The 21,015-nt window shown below is 66.5% G+C and carries 16 protein-coding genes and 2 tRNA genes; 3 read left to right on the top strand and 15 right to left on the bottom strand.

The features are described 5' to 3' along the window. Positions 1 to 17 precede the first annotated feature (17 nt). The 3 genes from ACZYX4_RS11620 to ileS are packed head-to-tail and all read right to left on the bottom strand — an operon-like array spanning position 18 to position 5,207. The gene (locus ACZYX4_RS11620; protein ID WP_463875986.1) at positions 18 to 461 is read right to left on the bottom strand and encodes a DUF4233 domain-containing protein; all 444 of its coding nucleotides are present in this window, start codon (positions 459 to 461) and stop codon (positions 18 to 20) included. A 3-nt stretch (positions 462 to 464) separates the two neighbouring features. Next, the gene (locus tag ACZYX4_RS11615; protein WP_463875984.1) at positions 465 to 1,823 is read right to left on the bottom strand and encodes a bifunctional folylpolyglutamate synthase/dihydrofolate synthase; all 1,359 of its coding nucleotides are present in this window, start codon (positions 1,821 to 1,823) and stop codon (positions 465 to 467) included. Between the two features lie 3 nt (positions 1,824 to 1,826). Further along, the gene (ileS, locus tag ACZYX4_RS11610) at positions 1,827 to 5,207 is read right to left on the bottom strand and encodes an isoleucine--tRNA ligase (RefSeq protein ID WP_463875982.1); all 3,381 of its coding nucleotides are present in this window, start codon (positions 5,205 to 5,207) and stop codon (positions 1,827 to 1,829) included. 364 nt (positions 5,208 to 5,571) lie between these two features. Between ileS and ACZYX4_RS11605 the strand changes: the two genes are divergently transcribed. Next, complete coding sequence (locus tag ACZYX4_RS11605; RefSeq protein ID WP_463875980.1) at positions 5,572 to 6,594, top strand: endonuclease/exonuclease/phosphatase family protein; 1,023 nt, start codon at positions 5,572 to 5,574, stop codon at positions 6,592 to 6,594. A 109-nt stretch (positions 6,595 to 6,703) separates the two neighbouring features. On the opposite strand, the gene ACZYX4_RS11600 is transcribed toward ACZYX4_RS11605, so the two are convergent. Further along, positions 6,704 to 7,465, bottom strand: a complete 762-nt coding sequence (locus ACZYX4_RS11600) for an SDR family oxidoreductase (RefSeq protein ID WP_463875978.1) — start codon at positions 7,463 to 7,465, stop codon at positions 6,704 to 6,706. A gap of 17 nt (positions 7,466 to 7,482) precedes the next feature. Further along, positions 7,483 to 9,054 carry an alanine/glycine:cation symporter family protein gene (locus ACZYX4_RS11595; RefSeq protein ID WP_463875976.1) on the bottom strand — a complete coding sequence of 524 codons (1,572 nt, stop codon included), beginning with the start codon at positions 9,052 to 9,054 and terminating at the stop codon, positions 7,483 to 7,485. A 203-nt stretch (positions 9,055 to 9,257) separates the two neighbouring features. On the opposite strand from ACZYX4_RS11595, the gene valS reads away from it, so the two are divergent. Next, complete coding sequence (gene valS, locus ACZYX4_RS11590; RefSeq protein ID WP_463875974.1) at positions 9,258 to 11,876, top strand: valine--tRNA ligase; 2,619 nt, start codon at positions 9,258 to 9,260, stop codon at positions 11,874 to 11,876. Between the two features lie 95 nt (positions 11,877 to 11,971). On the opposite strand, the gene ACZYX4_RS11585 is transcribed toward valS, so the two are convergent. The 7 genes from ACZYX4_RS11585 to ACZYX4_RS11555 all read right to left on the bottom strand — a co-directional run bounded on the left by ACZYX4_RS11585 (position 11,972) and on the right by ACZYX4_RS11555 (position 18,072). Continuing rightward, positions 11,972 to 12,265 (bottom strand): putative quinol monooxygenase, encoded by a 294-nt coding sequence (locus ACZYX4_RS11585; protein WP_463875972.1) that lies wholly within the window; start codon positions 12,263 to 12,265, stop codon positions 11,972 to 11,974. A 457-nt stretch (positions 12,266 to 12,722) separates the two neighbouring features. Next, complete coding sequence (locus ACZYX4_RS11580) at positions 12,723 to 13,334, bottom strand: mycothiol-dependent nitroreductase Rv2466c family protein (protein ID WP_463875970.1); 612 nt, start codon at positions 13,332 to 13,334, stop codon at positions 12,723 to 12,725. Between the two features lie 102 nt (positions 13,335 to 13,436). Then, positions 13,437 to 14,717 (bottom strand): ATP-dependent Clp protease ATP-binding subunit ClpX, encoded by a 1,281-nt coding sequence (clpX, locus tag ACZYX4_RS11575; RefSeq protein ID WP_463875968.1) that lies wholly within the window; start codon positions 14,715 to 14,717, stop codon positions 13,437 to 13,439. A gap of 216 nt (positions 14,718 to 14,933) precedes the next feature. Then, positions 14,934 to 15,593, bottom strand: coding sequence for an ATP-dependent Clp protease proteolytic subunit (locus ACZYX4_RS11570; protein ID WP_463876166.1), 660 nt, complete (start codon positions 15,591 to 15,593; stop codon positions 14,934 to 14,936). Between the two features lie 38 nt (positions 15,594 to 15,631). Continuing rightward, the gene (locus ACZYX4_RS11565; RefSeq protein WP_463875966.1) at positions 15,632 to 16,273 is read right to left on the bottom strand and encodes an ATP-dependent Clp protease proteolytic subunit; all 642 of its coding nucleotides are present in this window, start codon (positions 16,271 to 16,273) and stop codon (positions 15,632 to 15,634) included. Between the two features lie 246 nt (positions 16,274 to 16,519). Continuing rightward, complete coding sequence (tig, locus tag ACZYX4_RS11560) at positions 16,520 to 17,929, bottom strand: trigger factor (RefSeq protein ID WP_463875964.1); 1,410 nt, start codon at positions 17,927 to 17,929, stop codon at positions 16,520 to 16,522. Positions 17,930 to 17,997: 68 nt separating this feature from the next. Further along, positions 17,998 to 18,072 (bottom strand) — tRNA-Pro (locus ACZYX4_RS11555). 132 nt (positions 18,073 to 18,204) lie between these two features. Here ACZYX4_RS11555 and ACZYX4_RS11550 point away from each other — a divergent pair. Continuing rightward, positions 18,205 to 18,275 (top strand) — tRNA-Gly (locus ACZYX4_RS11550). 63 nt (positions 18,276 to 18,338) lie between these two features. Here ACZYX4_RS11550 and ACZYX4_RS11545 read toward each other — a convergent pair. The 3 genes from ACZYX4_RS11545 to ACZYX4_RS11535 all read right to left on the bottom strand — a co-directional run bounded on the left by ACZYX4_RS11545 (position 18,339) and on the right by ACZYX4_RS11535 (position 20,889). After that, complete coding sequence (locus ACZYX4_RS11545; RefSeq protein WP_463875962.1) at positions 18,339 to 19,259, bottom strand: Fpg/Nei family DNA glycosylase; 921 nt, start codon at positions 19,257 to 19,259, stop codon at positions 18,339 to 18,341. Further along, entirely contained in the window at positions 19,259 to 19,750 is a 492-nt protein-coding gene (locus ACZYX4_RS11540) for a ribose-5-phosphate isomerase (protein ID WP_463875960.1), read from the bottom strand. The genes ACZYX4_RS11545 and ACZYX4_RS11540 overlap by 1 nt, the downstream gene beginning before the upstream one ends. A 137-nt stretch (positions 19,751 to 19,887) precedes the next feature. Beyond that, a complete protein-coding gene (locus ACZYX4_RS11535) occupies positions 19,888 to 20,889 on the bottom strand; it encodes a hypothetical protein (RefSeq protein ID WP_463875958.1) in 1,002 nt (333 codons plus the stop codon). Positions 20,890 to 21,015 lie beyond the last annotated feature (126 nt).

Raw genomic sequence — 21,015 nt, 5'->3', positions numbered from 1 at the left:
GGGATCCGGAAATTAGTCTAGTTGCTTTGATCCTCGGGGTGGGCTGCGTCCCAGGCGGCCTGTTCGCGTTCCCGCTGGGCGGCCTCCCGGTCGATCCGGATGCCGGTGCGGATGCCGTACCACCAGGCCACCGCGAAGAGGCCGCCAACCAGGAACATGGCCGGCTCCAGGAATCCGGTCAGGATCAGCACAATCTGCAGGATCCAGCCCACGGCCACTCCCCACGGTCTGGTCAGCACAGCGCAGGTGACGGCGTAGACGAGGGACAGGGTGATCCCGACAGAGAAGATCAGGACCGGCGGGAATTCGTCCCGCCGCAGCCCGAAGACGGTGAGGGTGCCGAACAGCACGACGAAGGCCTCCAGCAGCAGCACCGTCGAGGCGAACATGACTTTCGTGGAGCGGCGTTGCTTGGGCATGCCGGGGCGCCATTCGCGCTGGGCTTTGGTGAGCTTCGCCATTGTCTACGCGTCCGCCTTTCCGAGCAGGATCCGGGCTTCCGCGACGAGCGTGATGGACCCGGTGACGAGGACGCCGCCGGCCAGGTCGTCGTTGGCTTCGGCACGTTCGACGGCCCATTCGAGGGCGTCGTCGAGCTTTTCGGCCACGTGGATGTTGCCCTCGCCGAAACCGAGCTCCAGCGCGAGTTCCGCCAGGTCCTCGGCCGGGACCGCGCGGGGCGAGTTGGACTGCGTGAAGCAGTATTCGGCGGCCAGGTCCCCGAGGGATTCCTTGAGCTGCCGCAGGATTTCCTCGGCGTCCTTATCCCGCAGGACGCCGACCACCACCACCAGCTTGGTGAAGCTGAAGGCCTCGTGGATGGCTTCGGCCGAGACCCGGATGCCTTCGGGGTTGTGCGCGGCATCCACGATGATGGTCGGCGCGGTCCGCACCACCTCCAGGCGGCCGGGCGAGGTGACGGAGGCGAAGGCCTCCTGCACCAGACCGGCGTCGAGCGCCTTTTCAGCGCCGAAGAAGGCCTCCAGCGCGGCAAGGGCGACGGCGGCGTTCTCGGCCTGGTGCGCGCCGTGCAGCGGAACCAGCAAGTCCTCGTAGCGGCCCGCGATGCCCTGGATGGTCACCATCTGGCCGCCAACGGCCACGGTGCGGGATTCGACGCCGAACTCGACGCCTTCGAAGCGGAACGGGACGTTGGTTTCCTTGGCTTTTTCCAGCAGCACCTGGGCCGCGTCGCGGGGCTGCGCGGCGCTGACCAGGAAGCCGCCGGGTTTGATGATGCCGGCCTTTTCATAGGCGATGTCCTCGGTGGTTTCGCCCAGGAGGTCCGTGTGGTCCAGCGAGATCGGCGTGACCACAAAGACCTGGCCGTCGCCGACGTTGGTCGCGTCGGTGATCCCGCCCAGACCCACTTCGATGACGGCGACGTTGACCGGCTGGTCCGCGAAGACCGCGAAGCCCAGGATGGTGAGGCATTCGAAGTAGGTCAGCCTGGGCTGGCCTTCGGCCTCGAGTTCGCCGTCCACGATGGCCAGGTACGGGCGGATCTCGTCCCAGATCCGGACGAACGTCTCATCCGGCACCGGTTCGCCGTCGATGCTGATCCGCTCGGTGACCTTGGACAGGTGCGGACTCGTGTAGCGTCCCGTGCTCAGCCCGTGCGCGCGCAGCCCCGCCTCGATCATCCGGGCCGTGGAGGTCTTGCCGTTGGTGCCGGTGACGTGGATGATCGGGAACGCCTTGTTCGGCTCCCCCAGGATGTCCATCGCCCGGTGCAGCGGGGCCAGCCGCGGTTCCATCTTGTTTTCCGGCGCCCGGCCCAGCAGCTCGGCGTAGACGCTTTCTACGGAGAATTCGTCGGTCATGGTTTAGGCCTCAACTTTTTCTGCAGCAGTCTTAACAACGCTGACCTGGGGTTCCTTGACGTCCGCCGCAACGGTGTCCAGCCGGACCGTCAGGGTTTCGGTCTGGACAAGCTCGGCGTTGGCCAGCAGGGCATCGACGACGTCCTGCTGCGCGGTGACGATGGTGTGGATCCGGTCGCTGACGTTGAGCCCGGCGTCCTTGCGGGCCTGCTGGATGGCGCGGACCATGTCACGGGCCGCACCTTCGGCTGCCAGCTCCGGGGTGACCTCGGTGTTGAGGACCACGAAGCCGCCGCCGGGCAGGACTGCCGCGGCGCGCGCTCCTTCGCCTTCCGCGGCTTCCGCCACGACGGTTTCCAGGGTGTATTCCTGCGGCTCGAGGGCGAGCCCTCCCGCGGTGACCACTCCCGCGTCGTCCACGGACCAGTCGCCGGACTTGGCGCCCTTGATGGCCTGCTGGACGTTCCTGCCCAGCCGCGGGCCCGCGGCCCGGGCGTTCACCACGAGCTTCTGCTCGATGCCGAACTCCTCCGGGGAGGCGCTCCCGGCGTCGAGCAGGCGGACGGAGCGCAGGTTCAGTTCATCGGCGACGACGGCGGCGAAGCCTTCCAGCGCGTCCGCGCCGGGTGCCACCACGGTGAGTTCCTGCAGCGGCAGCCGGACGCGCAGGTTGGCGGCCTTGCGCAGCGAGGATCCGGTGGAACAAATCTGCTGGACCCGGTCCATGGCCTCCACGAGATCCGGGTTGGCCGGGAACAGTGCCGCGTCCGGCCAGTCGGCCAGGTGCACGGAGCGCCCGCCGGTGAGGCCGCGCCAGATCTCCTCGGAGACCAGCGGCAGCAGGGAGGCGGCGACCCTGCAGACCGTCTCCAGCGCGGTGTACAGGGCGTCGAAGGCGTCCACGTTCTCGTCGAAGAAGCGCTGGCGGCTGCGGCGGACGTACCAGTTGGTGAGCATGTCCAGGTAGCTGCGCAGTTCGTCGCAGGCCCCGGAGATGTCGTAGCCGTCCAGCTGCGCGGTCATGTTCCGGACCAGGTCCCCGGTGTTGGCCATCAGGTACGTATCCAGGGTATCGGCGTAGCCGTCGTAGCGGAGCTTCGCATCGTAGCCGGACGCTTGACCGTCAACTGAGTTGGAGGCGTTCGTGTACAGCGTGAAGAAGCTGTACACGTTCCACAGCGGCAGGATGACCTGGCGGACGCCGTCGCGGATGCCCTGCTCGGTGACCACAAGGTTGCCGCCGCGCAGGATCGGGCTGGACATCAGGAACCAGCGCATCGCGTCCGAGCCGTCGCGGTCCAGGACCTCGGAGACGTCCGGGTAGTTGTGCAGGCTCTTGGACATCTTCTGCCCGTCCGAGCCCAGGACAATCCCGTGGCTGATGACGTTGCGGAAGGCCGGCCGGTCAAACAGTGCGGTGGACAGGATGTGCAGCATGTAGAACCAGCCGCGGGTCTGGCCGATGTACTCGACGATGAAGTCCGCCGGGTTGTGGGTGTCGAACCATTCCTCGTTCTCGAACGGGTAGTGGACCTGGCCGTACGGCATGGAGCCGGAGTCGAACCAGACATCCAGCACGTCCTCGACGCGGCGCATGACGGACTGGCCCTCCGCCGGGGTGCGGGGATCGTCCGGGTTGGGGCGGGTCAATTCGTCGATGAACGGCCGGTGCAGGTCCACCTCGCCGGCCTTGTTCAGCGGCAGGCGGCCGAAGTCGGCCTCGATCTCGGCGAGCGAGCCGTAGACGTCGGTCCGCGGGAAGTCCGGGTCGGTGGACTGCCAGACCGGGATGGGGCTGCCCCAGTAGCGGTTCCGGCTGATCGACCAGTCGCGGGCGTTGGCGAGCCATTTGCCGAACTGGCCGTCCTTGACGTTGCCCGGGATCCAGTTGATGTCCTGGTTGAGCTCGGACATGCGGTCCTTGAACTTGGTGACCTCGACGTACCAGGAGGACACCGCGCGGTAGATCAGCGGGTTGCGGCAGCGCCAGCAGTGCGGGTAGCTGTGCTCGTAGCTGGCCTGGCGGACCAGGCGGCCCTGGGCGCGGAGCACCTGGGTGATCGGTTTGTTGGCCTCGAAGACCTGCAGCCCGGCGATGTCGGCGAGGTCGCCGTGGCCGAACAGCGGCAGGAACTTGGCGCCTTCGTCCACCGAGAGGACGACGGGGATGCCGGCCTCTTCACAGACCTTCTGGTCGTCTTCACCGTAGGCGGGGGCCTGGTGGACGATGCCGGTGCCGTCGGTGGTGGTGACGTAGTCGGCCACGAGGAAGCGCCAGGCGTTCTCTGTGCCGTACTTTTCGACGTCGTGGAAGTAGTCCCAGAGCGGCTCGTAGCTCAGGCCGTTGAGTTCGGCGCCGGTGTGCCGGGAGGTCACGGCGGCCTCGGCAGCCGCTGCACCTTCGGCGCCGTCGCCGTAGCCGAGGTCCTTGGCGTAGGCGCCCAGGAGGTCCGCGGCGAGCAGGAAGCTGCCGGTGACGGGCGCCTCGGCGGCAGCCGCCTTGATGCCGTGCGGTCCGGCCGGCAGGACGACGTAGGTGATGCCGGGCCCGACGGCGAGCGCCAGGTTGGTGGGCAGCGTCCAGGGTGTGGTGGTCCAGGCGAGCGCCTGGACGCCGGCGAGCTGCCGGGACAGCTCGGTGTCCCCTGCCGTGATCGGGAAGGTGACGGTGACGGTCTGGTCCTGGCGGTTCTTGTAGACGTCGTCATCCATGCGCAGTTCATGGTTGGACAGCGGCGTCTCGTCCTTCCAGCAGTACGGCAGGACGCGGTAGCCGTTGTAGGTGAGGCCCTTTTCGTGCAGCTGTTTGAACGCCCAGAGCACGGACTCCATGTATTCGACGTTGAGCGTCTTGTAGTCGTTCTCGAAGTCGACCCAGCGCGCCTGGCGGGTGACGTAGCTCTTCCACTCGTCGGCGTACTTCATCACGGAGGCACGGCAGGCGTCGTTGAACTTGTCGATGCCCATGGCCTCGATCTGGGTCTTGTCCGTCATGCCCAGCTGTTTCATGGCTTCCAGCTCGGCGGGCAACCCGTGGGTGTCCCAGCCGAAGCGGCGCTCGACGCGGCGTCCGCGCTGGGTCTGGTAGCGGCCTACAAGGTCTTTGGCGTAGCCGGTCAGCAGATGGCCGTAGTGCGGCAGGCCGTTGGCGAAGGGGGGACCGTCGTAGAAGACGAATTCGTTGCTGCCAGGCTTTCCGCCAGGAAGATCAGAGGGGCGCTGGTCGATGCTGGCCTGGAAGGTGCCGTCCTCGTCCCAGTACCTGAGGATGCGCTCTTCGATCTCCGGGAACTTCACGGAGGCCGACACACCAGAGGTGTTGGAAGCAGAGGTAGTGGCGCCTGCACCTGTTGGTGCGGCGGAGGCCTTAGGGTAATAAGTCATCTCGACATCCTGGGTTGAGCTAGTGAACAAATGGATTCATTCAGGATGCGAGGACGGCCCCTGTACTGTCTTGCGACAACACCGGCACCGCGGTACCACCTCACTTACCGTCGCCGGGCCCCAGTGATGGGACAGAGCACCGGCGTCGGCCGCTCATTACTGCTGTGACGGGCTTACCCGTCCGGTTCTACCGGCCCTGGCGCACGACGTTGCAGGAAAGTCGTGGCGCCGGGGCGTTCTTCCGGAAGCTCACCGGTGATGGCCGGGTCAAAGCTGCTACGAGAAGTCTAACAACTGGAACGGGCCCGCAATGCCTACACTGAATCCCATGATATTCCGGACCCGGGGCCACGCTGCCCCACGAATGCCTGCGGGCGGGGCAGCCTCCGGCTGGCGGTGGCTGGCCGGACTTGCGGCAGCACCCGTTGTGGTCGTCTCCGTCTTCCGTGCCGTGCCGCGGGAGTGGCCCACCACCGCGGTCCAGCTGGTGTCCTTCACCCCGTGGCTGGTGCTGCCTGCCGGCGCCTCACTGCTGTTCGCTGTACTGGGCCGGCGGCGATGGATGGCCGGCACCGCAGCCGGCCTCGTGGCCGTGCAGCTCTTCTGGCTGGTCCCGCTGGACTACGCCCGGGCAGCGCCGGACGCCGCGGCGGGCTCCGCGCGGGATGCCGCGGCGGATTCCGGGGAGGGGGCTGTGGCGCTGCGGACGATGAGCATCAATGCAAAACTCGGCAAAGGGGACGCCGCGGACATCGTCCGGCTGGTCCGCGAACACGGCATCACCCTGCTGACGATCCAGGAGTACACCCAGGCGCTCGAAGACCGGCTGGCTGCTGCCGGCCTGGCCACCCTGCTGCCGAACAGGATAAGCGATCCCGCGGGCCGCGCCGCCGGGAATGCTGTCTACTCCGTCCACGAACTGGTGGCCACCGGTGAAGTCCCCGGCTCCCATTTCCCGATGCCCGTGATCCGGCTCACGGCCGAGGCCCACGGGCAGCGGGCCGTCGTCGATGTGACCAACGTCCACGCACGTGCTCCCGTGGGCGTGGGCCTGCCGAAGTGGCGCAGCGACCTGGCGGCGCTCGGGCAGCTGGGATCACGGCCCGGGAACGTGGTGCTGGCCGGTGACTTCAACGCCAGTTATGACCACGCCGAGTTCCGGGAGTTCCTGCAGGGCGAAGGCAGGAAACTGGTGGATGTGGGATTGGCCCAGGGCTCACGCCTGGTCCCCACCTGGCCGATGGAGGACATGTTCCTCCCCGGCATCACCATTGACCACCTGGTGACCAGCCCGTCGGTGCGCAGCGCGGACTACGCCGTGCACCGCGTGGCCGGGACGGACCACGCCGCCATCATGGCCACGCTGACCGTCCCGGCCAGCGGGTAGGCCAAGCAACGCGGGGTCACATACAGCCCATAAACCGGGGGTTTATGGGCTGTATGTGACCCCGCGTTGCAGTTCCGGGGCCGGGTGAACGCCGCGCCGGGGTACGACCCTAGCCCTTGCGGATCAGCTTGTAGTTGGCGGCCTGCGCCACCGGGCGGATCACGATCTGGTCCAGGTTGACATGGTGCGGTGCCACGACGGCGTAACGGACGACGTCGGCGACGTCCGCAGCGGTGAGGGGCTTCTCGACGCCCTGGTACACCTTGGCGGCGGCCGACTGGTCGCCCCCGAGGCGGTTCAACGCGAACTCCTCCGTCTGGACCAGACCCGGAGCCACCTCGATCACGCGGAGGTTGTGCTCGGCCTCTTCAAGGCGCAGGGCCCCGGTGAGAGCGTGCTGGGCGAACTTCGCCGCGTTGTAGCCGCCGCCGCCCTCATAGGCGGACAGCCCCGCCGTCGATGTCAGGTTCAGGACGGTGCCCTCACCGCAGGCGCGGAGCATCGGCAGGAACGCCCGCGTGAGCTTCATGGTGCCCAGGACATTGACCTCGAACATCCATTCCCAGTCCTCGGTCCTGGCCTCGGCCACCTTGTCCGCGCCGCGGGCGCCGCCGGCGATGTTGATGAGCGTGTCGATGCCGCCGGCGCGGGTCACCTCGTCCAGGAGCCGGGCGACGTCGGCGTCGTCGGTCACGTCGGCCGGAAGCGCGACGGCACCGGTTTCCGCGGCGAGCGCCTCCAGCCGGTCCGCGCGGCGGGCGACGGCGTACACGGTCCACCCCTCGGTCCGGAGCGCACGCACGGTGGCCTCGCCGATTCCGGTACTGGCGCCGGTGACAACTGCTGCTTTGTTGTGGATTTCCTCAGTCATGGCACCACCCTAACGGCTCAGCGCTGGGTGCTCGGTTCCAGATCCTCGTCCTCGAGACCCAGGATCTTGAGCTTGCCGCTCTTCCGGTCGGCCAGGTACTCCTGCATTTCCCGTTTGATGACCGGCAGCAGCAGGTAGACGCCGAGCAGGTTCACGAAGGCGCAGACGAACAGTGCAGCATCGGCGAAGCTCAACACCTGGGTGAAGGTCAGGACGGTTCCAACAACGGTGAAGAACAGGAAAATACTCTTGTAGGTGACCTCGGAGGCCTTGCTTCGACCGAAGAGATACCCCCAGGCCTTGAGACCGTAATACGACCACGTGATCAGGGTGGAGAAGGCAAACAGCGACACGGCCACGGCCAGCACCGCCGGGAACCACGGGAGCACCGTGCCAAAGGCATCAGAGGTCAGGATGACGCCGTCGGGGGCTCCGTTGCCGGCCTGCACCGTGTCGATGCCGGCCTGCAGGCTCGGCGCACCGGCGATGATGATCGCGAGCGCTGTCATGGTGCAAATGACCACCGTGTCGATGAGGGGCTCGAACATGGCCACGAAACCCTCGCTCACGGGCCGGTGGGTCTTGACGGCCGCGTGCGCAATGGCCGCGGAACCCAGGCCCGCTTCGTTGGAGAACGCCGCACGCTGGAAGCCCACGATCATGACACCCACGACGCCGCCGGTCAGGCCTTCCGCATTGAAAGCCCCGGCCACGATCGCTCCCAGGGCCGCGGGCACGTTGTCCAGGTTGGCGAGGATAACGAACAGGCAGGCGGCCACGTAGATAATTCCCATCGCCGGTACGAGCCTGCTGGTGGTGGCACCGATCGACTTGATGCCGCCAAGGATCACAGCGGCCACGAGCGCGGCCAGGATGACACCGAAGATCAAGGCGGCTCCGGCGCTGCCGAGTGGACCGTCCTCGCCTCCCGTGACGTTTTGCACCTGGGCGAACGTCTGGTTCGCCTGGAACATGTTGCCGCCGGCAATACCGAAGATCAGGATGGAGACCGCGAAGATGCCAGTGAGCGTCTTTGCCGGGATCCGCCCGAACTTCTTGAACGCGACGGGCAGGTACTTGAACGGTCCGCCGGTCACCGTCCCGTCCGCGTGGACTTCCCGGTACTTGACCCCGAGGGTGCACTCGGCGAATTTCGTGGCCATGCCGAGCAGGCCGGCCAGGATCATCCAGAACGTGGCGCCGGGGCCACCAAGCGCCATGGCGGCGCCGACGCCGGCGATGTTGCCCAGCCCGACCGTCCCGGACAGCGCTGAGGTTAACGCATGGAAGTGCGGCACCTCGCCGGGATCGGACCTGGACGAGTAGTGTCCCCGGATAACCTCGTGGGAGGTCTTGAGCCCGCGGAACTGGATGAACCCGAGATAGACCGTGAAGATCACGCCGGCGGCGATGAGCCATGCCACGACGGCCGGAAAGCTCACCTCGCCGATGGTGAGGGGAAAGAAGACAATGCTTGAAAAAATTTCGGCGACGGGCTGGACGACCGTATCGGCGGCGCTTTCGACGGCGGCCAGCCAGCCGATTTCGTCGGAAGCGGCTTTAGCTGGCATCGCTGGGTAGATAGACATCCCTCTACTAGAGCCTCCATTGGGCGTGATGGCAATCACACTGCGAATACCCTACATACACCAGCGTTCTGCTCTGGAGCTATCCTCCATGGGCAGCGTCGGCGTTCTTGTGTATCAGCGCCTGATGGGCGCGCGGGAGCGGTCCGCCGCCTCCCTGCCGTCCCTGCGCCGCTGAATCCGCCGGCCATGGAAGAATTGGGCCCATGGCTGAAGACACGCAGGGTACAGACACGCCCACCACTGCCCCTATCAACGTTCCGGACAAGCCCGCCCTGGAGGGGCTGGAAAACGCCCTCACCCGGCGCTGGCTTGAGGAAGGGACCTACAAGTTCAACCCGGACACCACGCGGGAGCAGGTGTACTCGATCGACACTCCCCCGCCCACGGCGTCGGGTTCGCTGCACGTCGGCCACATGTTCTCCTATACCCAGACCGACGTCCTGGCCCGCTACCAGCGCATGACCGGCAAGAACGTGTTTTACCCGATGGGCTGGGACGACAACGGCCTGCCCACCGAGCGCCGCGTGCAGAACTATTACGGTGTGCGCTGCGATCCTGCCACCGCGTACGACGCCGGCTACCGGCCCCCGGCCGAGCCCGCCAAGAACCAGCGCGACTTCGACGTCGTCTCGCGCCGGAACTTCATCGAACTGTGCGAGGAGCTCGCCGTCGAGGACGAGTTGGTCTTCGAGAACCTGTTCCAGACGCTCGGCCTGTCCGTGGACTGGGACCTGACCTACCGCACGATCGACGACAAGTCCCGTGCCATCTCCCAGCGCGCCTTCCTGGCGAACCTCGCCGCCGGCGACGCCTACATGGCCGAGGCACCCACCCTGTGGGATGTCACCTTCCGCACTGCTGTGGCCCAGGCCGAACTCGAGGACCGCGAGGTCGCCGGAGCGTACTACCGCTACCCCTTCTTTACCGAGGACGGCGAGAAGATCTACATCGAGACCACCCGCCCGGAACTGCTGGCCGCCTGCGCCGCCCTGGTGGCGAATCCCGACGACGAACGGTACCAGCCGCTGTTCGGCAAGAAGGTCACTTCGCCCCTGTTCGGCGTTGAGGTGGAGGTCATGGCCCACCCGCTCGCCAAGGCGGACAAGGGCTCCGGCATCGCCATGGTCTGCACCTTCGGCGACCTCACCGACGTCACCTGGTGGCGCGAACTCCAGCTGCCCACCCGGGCGATCGTGGGCCGCGACGGTCGCATCATCGGCGAGACCCCGGAGTGGATCACCACCGCTGAAGGCCGTGCCACGTTCGGGTCGATCGCCGGCAAGACGGTCTTCAGCGCCAAGGAGGCCGTGGTGGAGCTCCTGGCCGCCGCCGGACTCCTCGACGGCGAGCCGAAGAAGATCATGCACCCGGTGAACTTCTTCGAAAAGGGCGACAAGCCCCTCGAGGTCGTGACTTCCCGCCAGTGGTACATCCGCAACGGCGGCCGGGACGCGGAGCGCCGCGAGCGGCTCATTGCCCGCGGCCACGAGATCGATTTCCACCCGGCCTTCATGCGCTCTCGCTACGAGAACTGGATCTCGGGGCTGAACGGCGACTGGCTGGTTTCCCGCCAGCGCTTCTTCGGCGTGCCGGTGCCCGTCTGGTACCCGCTGGACGCCGACGGAAACCCGGACTTCGCAGCTCCCCTCGTCCCGTCCGACGCGCAGCTGCCGGTGGACCCCGCCGCGGACGCGGCCCCCGGTTACGAGGAGGCCCAGCGCGATCTGCCGGGCGGCTTCACCGGCGACGCCGATGTGCTGGACACCTGGGCCACGTCCTCGCTGACCCCGCAGATCGTGGGCGGCTGGAGCACCGACGAGGCGCTCTTCGCCAAGGTCTACCCCTTCGACGTGCGCCCGCAGGGCCACGACATCATCCGGACCTGGCTGTTCTCCTCCGCGGTGCGCGCCGACGCCCTGCAGGACTCCGCGCCGTGGAAGCACGCCGCGATCTCCGGCTGGATCCTGGACCCGGACCGCAAGAAGATGTCCAAGTCCAAGGGCAACGTGATCGTCCCCACCGATGTGCTGGAGGAGTACGGCTCGGACGCCGTCCGCTACTGGGCGGCCTCGGCCAAGCTCGGCGCGGACACGGCCTACGAGATCGCGCAGATGAAGATCGGCCGCCGGCTGGCCATCAAGCTGCTCAACGCCTCCAAGTTTGTGCTGAACCTGGGCGCCACGGAGAACTCGGTGGTTTCCGGTGACCTGTCCGTGCTGGGCAACCCCCTGGACCGGGCCGTGCTGGCGCAGCTCTCCGATGTGGTCCTGCAGGCCACGAAGGCGTTCGAAAACTATGACTACGCCCGGGCCCTGCAGATCACGGAGAGCTTCTTCTGGCACTTCACCGATGACTATGTGGAGCTCATCAAGGACCGCGCCTATGGTGCGGCCGGCGAGGCCGAGCAGGCGTCCGTCCTCGCGGCGCTGGCGACGAGCCTGGACACGCTGCTGCGCCTCTTCGCGCCGTTCCTGCCCTTCGCCACGGAGGAAGTCTGGAGCTGGTGGCGCACCGGTTCGGTGCACCGTGCCCAGTGGCCGTCCGCCGTCGAGATCGACGGCGACACCACGCTGCTGGCCACCGTCGGGACCGCGCTCAGCGGAATCCGCAAGGCCAAGTCAGAGGCCAAAGTCAAGCAGCGCACCGAGGTGCTCTCGGCGACCATTACCGCCCCGGACTCCCTCACCACGCAGCTGAGGGCCGGCCTGGCCGACCTCAAGGCTGCGGCCAACGCACGGGAGCTGACCCTGGTGGGCGGCAGCGGCGAACTGGCCGTGAGCGACGTGGTTTTGGCTCCGGCCGAGGAACCCGCCCAGGCGTAGGACCCGGCAGGTCCACGATGAGACGAGGGCCCTCCGCCCGGCGTACGCCGGGCGGAGGGCCCTCGCGTTTTCAACCGGTTGCTGGTGTTCCGGGCTCAGGTCCCGGACGAAGCCTCGAAGTGCGTCAGCACGGGCGGGGCGGCCAGCAGCTCCCCCAGCCCGCCCGCACCCTCGCCTGCCCGCCAGGCGCGGTAGGCGGAGTCGTGCTCCATCGACGCCCACTGTTCCACTACAAGGATGTGCGCCGGGTTGGAGCTGTCGACCAGCACCTCGACACCGAGGCAGCCGTCAAACGCCTGCGTGCCGGCGAGAATGTCGCGGAGAACGGCAGGGGCCGTGGGCAGGGCTTCCGCTCTGAGGATCAGGTCAAGGTGGGCTGTGACGGGCATGGCGCTCCAATGCTGGGGGTGGAATGGGACACAGGCAGCCAGGAGCGGGGATCCCGGCCTCGCCGTTCCGCGGGAAGCCAAGCCAACCCGCGGAGCCGGCGGCGCTGACCATGCCCTGCAGCGATTTTGGGCAAAGGGGAAGCCCCATCAGCGTGTTGCCGTTGGTGGGGCTTCGACTTTTCGATTGTCACGTGACGTCTTAGACAATCTGGCAGGATCCTTGAATTTTCAGGTCTTCCTACCTCGTCACTGGTAGCCGCCATCTGACTTTGCCGGAGGCTGCGTCGGATGAGTGTCACTGAATCCTTGGTTCCTGCGTCCCGCTTCTTTCGAAGTGGGTAATGTCCATTGTGATCCCGGCCGTCCGGATACACAAGAGCCCCGGAAGAACTACATCAGAGTAGTTCTGCCGGGCTCTCTGCTGTCTTTCGGGCTTCGTTCTTTGCCCGTCCGGGCCCTAGTTGAAGACGGGGTCTTCGGTCCGGCTGCGCTTGATTTCGAAGAAGTACGGGAACGCGGCCAGGGCCACCGAGGCGTCCCACAGGCGGCCTGCTTCCTCGCCCCGCGGGATGCGCGTGAGCACGGGGCCGAAGAAGGCGATTCCGTTGAAGGCGACGATGGGAGTGCCGACGTCCTGGCCCACCAGCGAAATTCCGGCCTCGTGGCTCGTGCGCATCGTGGCGTCGAAGTCATCGGTCCCGCCTGCCGCTGCGAGGTCCGCGGGCAGTCCAACCTCGGCGAGGGACTTCGAGATGACATCGGCGATGTCCTTGTTTCCCTCGTTGTGGATTCTGGTGCCCATGGCGTCGTAGAGCGCCTTGACGTGCTGGGTGCCGTGCTGTTCGGCGGCGGCCGTGATGACCCGCACCGGCGCCCATGCCTTGGTGAGGAACGACTTGTACTCCTCCGGGAGCTCCTCGCGGCCCTCGTTAAGCATGGCCAGGCTCATGACGTGCCATTCCGTGCTGATGTCGCGGACATCTTCCACCTCGCTGATCCAGCGGGAGGTCACCCAGGCAAAGGGGCACATCGGGTCAAACCAGAAGTCAGCTTTATTGGTTTCAGGCACAAGTTCTCCTTGGGAAGTCTGCGGGAAAATGGTGCAGATCGCCAGCCCAGCGACCAGTCACACCACAGGTGACAGCGAGCGGTGGGGCCGGTTTATTCCGGATCAGGCGGACTTGCGGCGCTTGACGTCGTGGGCGATCATCGTCGGCTCGGCCTTCTTGGAGACAACGTCTTCGGTGATGATGACAGTGGCGATGTCGTCACGGCTGGGCAGGTCGAACATCACCGGGAGCAGGACTTCCTCCATGATGGCGCGGAGCCCGCGGGCTCCGGTGCCGCGTTCAAGCGCCTGGTCGGCGATCGTGTTCAGCGCCTCGTCGTCGAAGACCAGCTCGACGCCGTCGAGCTGGAACATCTTCTGGTACTGCTTCACGAGGGCGTTCTTCGGCGTGGACAGGATCTGGATGAGCGCGGCCCGGTCCAGATTGGAGACCGTGGTGATCACCGGGAGGCGGCCGATGAATTCCGGGATGAGCCCGAACTTCAGCAGGTCTTCGGGCATGACCTCGCCGTAGGAGTCGGCATTGTTCTTGACCTCATTGAGCGGAGCCCCGAAACCAATGCCCTTGCGCCCGGACCGGGAACCGATGATCTCCTCGAGGCCGGCGAAGGCGCCGGCGACGATGAAGAGCACGTTGGTGGTGTCGATCTGGATAAATTCCTGGTGCGGGTGCTTGCGGCCGCCCTGCGGCGGAACCGAGGCGACGGTGCCCTCGAGGATCTTGAGCAGGGCCTGCTGCACACCCTCGCCCGAGACGTCCCGGGTGATGGAGGGGTTCTCGCTCTTGCGCGAGATTTTGTCGATCTCGTCGATGTAGATGATGCCCTGCTCGGCCTTCTTGACGTCGTAGTCGGCGGCCTGGATCAGCTTCAGCAGGATGTTCTCGACGTCCTCGCCGACGTAGCCGGCCTCGGTCAGCGCGGTGGCATCGGCGACGGCGAAGGGGACGTTGAGGCGGCGGGCCAGGGTCTGCGCCAGGTAGGTCTTGCCGCAGCCGGTGGGGCCGATCAGCAGGATGTTGGACTTGGCGATCTCAACGTCGTCGTGATGGACGCCTTCGGCGAGGCTGCCGCTCTTGGGGGCGTGCCCGGCCTGGATGCGCTTGTAGTGGTTGTAGACCGCGACGGCGAGGGAGCGTTTGGCGGGCTCCTGGCCGATCACGTATTCCTGCAGGAAGTCAAAGATCTCGCGGGGCTTGGGCAGTTCGAAACTGCCCAGGTCGGCTACTTCGGCGAGTTCTTCTTCAATGATCTCGTTGCAGAGTTCAATGCACTCGTCGCAGATGTAGACGCCGGGCCCGGCAATGAGCTTCCGAACCTGCTTCTGGCTCTTTCCGCAGAAAGAACACTTCAGCAGATCCGTGCTCTCGCCAATCCGAGCCATATGTGAACCCCTCTTAGAATCTTGCTGCCGGCCGTGTTCTGTTCCTGCGCAGCGATGCACCCGTTACTGGAATCACGGACGCGCCTTTGGGAGACGCAAGCCGTGACATCTTCCACTCTAGGTCACTTTGGGCCTGTTGGGTGGAAAGCCGGCACCGGGGCGGCCACTTAAACGTGGGCCGCACCGGTGCCGGTAGTTCTTGTAACTACTGGCCTGCTACTTGGAGATTGCCTGGGGCTTCATCTTGCGGGAATCCAGCACCTGGTCGATCAGTCCGTACTGCATGGCCTCGGCCGCGGTGAGGATCTTGTCGCGCTCGATGTCGTTGTTGACCTGCTCCGGCGTCCGGCCGGAGTGCTTGGCCAGCGTGTCCTCAAGCCAGGCCCGCATGCGCATGACCTCAGCGGCCTGGATCTCCAGGTCGGAGGCCTGGCCGCCCTGACCGCCGGAGAGCGAGGGCTGGTGGATCAGGACGCGGGCGTTCGGCAGCGCGAGGCGCTTGCCCGGTGTACCGGCGGCGAGGAGCACGGCGGCGGCACTGGCGGCCTGGCCGAGGCAGACGGTCTGGATCTCCGGGCGGATGTACGTCATGGTGTCGTAGATCGCCGTCATGGCGGTGAAGGAGCCGCCCGGGGAGTTGATGTAGAGCGTGATGTCGCGGTCCGGGTCGGTGGACTCGAGCACGAGCAGCTGCGCCATCACGTCATCGGCCGAGGCGTCGTCGACCTGGACGCCGAGGAAGATGATGCGGTCCTCGAACAGCTTGGTGTACGGGTCCTGCCGCTTGAAGCCGTAGGGGGTGCGCTCTTCGAACTGCGGCAGCACGTAACGGCTGCTCGGCAGGTTACCGGCAGTCGAACCGAAGTTGTAGGTCATGTTCATTGCTCCTGAATTCATTGCTGTCTACGTGCCGGTCAGTTCTCGGTGGCATCGTCGGTTGAGTCGGTAACCGAAGCGGAGGAGTCGGCGTTGGTTCCGCCGCCGCCGGCCACCGATCCCGCGTGCGCCGCGATCTTGTCGAAGAAGCCGTATTCGAGGGCGTCCTTGGCCGTGAACCACTTGTCGCGGTCGTTGTCCTTGAGGATCGTCTCGACGCTCTGCCCGGTCTGGTCGGCCGTCAGTTCGGCCATGACCTTCTTCATGTGCAGGATGAGCTCGGCCTGGATCTTGATGTCCGAGGCCGTGCCGCCGATGCCGCCGGAGGGCTGGTGCATCAGGATGCGGGCGTTGGGGGTGGCGTAACGCTTGCCCTTGGTGCCGGAGGAGAGCAGGAACTGTCCCATCGAGGCGGCAAGGCCGGTGGCGACGGTGACGACGTCGTTCGGGATGAACTGCATCGTGTCGTAGATGGCCATGCCGGCGGTGACGGAACCGCCCGGGGAGTTGATGTAGAGGTAGATATCCTTCTCGGGGTTCTCGGCCGAGAGCAGCAGCAACTGCGAGCAGATCGCGTTGGCGTTCTCGTCGCGGACCTCGGAGCCGAGCCAGATGATGCGCTCTTTCAGCAGGCGGTTGTAAATGTAGTTATCCTGGGCTGCCGGATCGACAGTAGCCATCCGGGGTGCCCCTGCTTGCTGTGACATATGTACTTACCTCTCGCTGGCGACGGTGACGCCACTGGACGACATCACTGAACTTTCCTACATGGACACTAACGGTTTTCCGGGTCCCATTGTGCTCAGGCGCGGGGCTGTTCGCTGACGGCGCACGATTGCCCCGCAGGGTTCATCACCGGCTTAAAAAGCCGCACCCCCGGATCAATGATCCGGGGGTGCGGGCAGGAACTGCGGGAACAGGAAGCGTTAGGACTTCACTGCTGCCGGGTCATCGTTCTTCGCGGTCCCGGTTGCTGCTTCCTCGGAAGCAGCGTCCTCGACACCGGCCTCAGCCTCGGCTGCTGCCTCGACCGGTGCCGCTTCGTCGCCGGGGCGGACGAAGTCACTGAGGTCAACCTTGTTGCCCTCAGTGTCGGTGACCTCGGCCTGGCCCAGGACAACAGCCAGTGCCTTGCGGCGCCGGACCTCGGAAACCATCATGGGGACCTGGCCGGACTGATCGATGATCTGGGCGAACTGGTTCGGATCCATGCCGTACTGGCCGGCCGTCGTCACGATGTAGTCAATCAGCTCGTTCTGGCTGACATTGACTTCTTCCTTCTCCGCAATGGCGTCAAGGATGATCTCGTTCTGGAAGGCGCGCTCCGTGTTGGCCTTGACCTCGGCGCGGTGCTCCTCGGTGTCGTGCTCGCCTTCACCGTGGGCGTTCTCGGCAGTGAAGTGCTGCTCGAGCTGCTCTTCGACGACGGAATCCGGGACGGGAACCGCGACGAGCTCAACGAGCTTGTCGAGGACCTTGTCGCGGGCTTCAACGCCCTGCTCAACGACCTTGGACTCGACAGCCTGCTTGGCGAGGTCCTCGCGCAGCTCGGCCAGGGTGTCGAATTCAGAGGCCAGCTGGGCGAAGTCATCGTCAGCCTCGGGAAGCTCGCGTTCCTTGACGGACTTGACGACAACCTTGACCTGGGCCGACTCGCCGGCGTGCTCGCCGCCCACGAGGGTGGTGTCGAAGATGGCGTCCTCGTCGGCGCTCAGGCCGGTGACGGCTTCGTCGAGGCCCTCGAGCATGGTGCCGGCGCCGACCTGGTAGGACAGGCCGGCGGCGGAATCAACCTCGGCGCCGTCGATGGTGGCAGTGATGTCGATCGTCAGGAAGTCCTTGTCGGCAGCCGGACGGTCCAGGGACTTCAGCGTGCCGAAGCGGCCGCGGAGTTCGTCCAGGGCCTTGTCGACGTCGGCGTCGGTGGACTCAGTCGCGGCAACCTCAACCTTGATGCCGGCGTAGTCGGGCAGTTCGATCTCGGGACGGACGTCAACCTCGGCGTGGAACTTCAGTTCACCGTCGGTGGCGGACGGGTCCGGGACCTCGGTGATTTCGACCTCGGGACGGCTCAGCGGCCGGATGCCGGTTTCCTGAACGGCTGCCTGGTACCAGCCGTTGAGGCCTTCGTTGATGGCAGTCTCCAGCACGTAGCCGCGGCCAACGCGCTGGTCAATGAGCTTGGAGGGGATCTTGCCCTTGCGGAAGCCGGGGACCTGGATCTGCGAAGCAACAGTCTTGTATGCCTCTGCGATGCTGGGCTTCAATTCCTCAAAAGGGACCTCAACATTGAGCTTGACCCGCGTGGGGGTGAGGTTCTCGACAGCGCTCTTCACAGTCTAAGTACTCCTGGTTTTAGGGGGTGGGGTTCTGCGCCGCCAAGGGTCTGGCGGTATCTGCAGAGTCGGGGTGACAGGATTTGAACCTGCGACTTCCTGCTCCCAAAGCAGGTGCTCTAGCCAAGCTGAGCTACACCCCGTAAGTGCACAGAACAGTCTACGGTCATACTGCGGTCATTTGCACATTTGACACCGGGGCCCTGAATTAGGTTTAGTTGTATCCGGCTTCAACAGCCGCCCGGAAGATTGGCAGGAAGTTCCTGCACATCCCCGGGGACGTAGCTTAATGGTAAAGCCTCAGTCTTCCAAACTGATTACGCGGGTTCGATTCCCGTCGTCCCCTCAGAAATATGACGAGAAAAGCCCCTCCGCGGAGGGGCTTTTTTCGTGCCGGGGCGGGTGCCGCTCACCCCTGGCAGGTCGGGCACCAGTAGAGTTTGCGGGCGACGAGGTCGGTCAGGGCCACCGGCGTCCCGCAGTCCCGGCACTCGAGACCCTGCCGCCGGTAGACAAAGTGGGACTCTGCCGGGCTGGGAAGGCGGCGGGATGTGCCGCCCTGCGAGGTGCCGCCTGCGGGTACGCTCCAGTAGCGCGGGGGTGTGGTGATGATCCGGCCGTCGCGGACGCCGTCGGACATCATCGCGACGGTGTCGTCCCAGAGCCGTCCGGCTGCGGCGGCGGACAGTTCCCGTCCCGGCAGCCAGGGGTTTAGGCCCTGCCGGAAAAGCAGCTCGGCGCGGTACACGTTGCCGACGCCGGCAATGACCTTCTGGTCCATCAGCAGGGCCGCGAGCGGCGTGCGTCGGGCCAGGACCGCGGCGGCGAAGGCGTCCCGGTCGCCGGGACGGTTCCGCAGCGGGTCGGGGCCAAGCCGTGCCAGCACGGCTGCCGCCTCCGCCTCCGTGACCGTCTCGCAGGTCGTCGCGCCGCGGAGGTCAGCCCAGCCGTGGGTGCTGGCGAGCCGGACGCGGACGGCACCGACCGGGGCGGGCGGCCCCCCGTAACCGCCAGGGCCGGCGGCGTCGTCGTAGACCTCCCGCTCCCCCACTTTGCGGGGCGCGCCGATGCTGGACGCGCCGCGGAAGCCGGCGTCGCCGCCGAAGTCCCAGGCGCCATAGAGGCCCAGGTGGACGTGCAGCGCCAGCCCGTGCTCGAACTCCAGGAAGAGGTGTTTCCCGTGCGCGGCGGAGCCGGTGAGGGTGTGGCCGTCCAGCAGCGCCGCGCCGTGCACGAAGCGGCCCTGCGGGCTGGACACGGCGAGCCGCTCCCCCGTGAAAACGTCACTGAACTGGCGGGCCAGCCGGTGGACGGAATGCCCTTCCGGCACTAGTCGATGACCTCGCCGGTGCGCTCGTAGGCGGCAATCTTGCCGATCCGGCGGACGTGGCGCTCGTCGTTGCTGAAGGGTTCGGCCAGGAAGGCCTCGATGATTTCCGTGGCCTCGGCAACGCTGTGCTGGCGGCCGCCGACGGCGACGACGTTGGCGTCGTTGTGCTCGCGCGCCAGCTTCGCGGTGGACAGGTTCCAGGCCAGCGCCGCGCGGACGCCCTTGACCTTGTTGGCGGCGATCTGCTCGCCGTTGCCGGATCCGCCGAGGACGATCCCGAGGGCGTTGGTGCCGGCATCCTGGTCCGCCACCACCGCGAGCGCGGCGTTGATGCAGAACGACGGGTAGTCATCCAGGGCGTCGTAGACCCTGGGTCCGTGGTCGAGTACCTCGTAGCCTTTGGCGCCGAGGTGGCTGACGAGGTGGGCGCTGAGTTCCATGCCGGCGTGGTCGGTGGCGATGTGCACGCGCGGGAGGTCAGAGGGGGTCACGGTGTATCCGTTCGATTGGGCAGATCAGTGTCGTCACGTGGGCTGCGGGTGCGGTGGTGGGGGCTGTTCCAAGCCTACTCGGACACCGGCCGCCGGGCCGGTTCGGCGGCCGGGCTGGCCCGGCCAACAGGCGGGCTTTACGCACCGGCGGCGCCGCCGGGCCGGTGCGCCCGTGCCGCCACCCGTGAGATCACCTGCGCGACGTTGTCCGCCGTCGTGGCACTCCCGCCGCTGACGGTCAGGGTCCGCCCGTCGGAACGGTCGACGACGACGGCCGGTCCGCTGCTGACCAGCAGCGCCGTCGTGGTGCCGTGGCTGCGGTATCCCCAGCCGCCGTAGTCGGCAGCCCTGACCTCTTTCGGCGTCACCCCCTCGATGGCGGCGGCCGGCACGTCCATCACCCTGACGAAGCCGGCGGCGAAGACCCGCAGCCCGCTCCGGTCCACCCGGATGCGGGCGAACAGGCACGCGGCAGCCAGCAGGGCCAGGGCGACGAGCAGGGCAGCGAGCCAGGGCACGGCGATGGCCAGGAGCGCTGCGGGAAGCAGGGTGGCGATCCCGAGCATCACGAAGACCGAGCTGCGGGCATGGACCCACAGGCGCACCGAATCCCGGGCCAGGTCGGGGTCGAGCTCGCGGGCCAGGGCGTCGGCCATGGCCCGTTCGTCGTCCGTGGACCAGCGTTCATCGGCTTTGAAGACAAAGCCCAGAACGACGCCCAGTCCCAGGGCGGCGCCGCTGCCCATGGCGAGGACCGCGACATCCACCTGGGCGTCCCCCGCATTCGCCAGGCCGAGCTGTCCGACCAGCACGGCGGCGAGGACGGTGGTGACGAACAGGCTCACGAACAGCCCGGCACCCATCATGATCCGGCGCATAACCGCCGGACGGGAGAGCGGCACGGCCTGCACGAGCACGGCCCCGCCAAACAGCACGATCATCGCCGCACCGACGCTGACGACCGCCCCAAACGGCGCGAAGTCCGCGGCGGCGCCCTCGGCCCAGCGGACGGCCAGCGGCTCGGGCAGGTCCGTGCGGAGCAGGACAGCGCACACCACAAACGAGGCGGCGAGCACCAGCGGGAACCCCACGGCGAAGCGCAGCGCCCTGACGTCTACGGAATCCCGAAACTTTCCCATGTCCCCAACGCTACCCCCGGCGATTCGGCCTTAGGTACCTTGGCGTGACCCAAGGGAACTTGCCAAGCGCCACAGAAGTGAAAGAATGATTTCACAGTAACGAGTTCCCCCATCCCGACGCATCCC

Source organism: Pseudarthrobacter leeuwenhoeki (assembly GCF_055412885.1).
The sequence above is the reverse complement of the archived record's forward strand: the minus strand, read 5'-3'. Positions and strand labels throughout refer to the sequence as shown.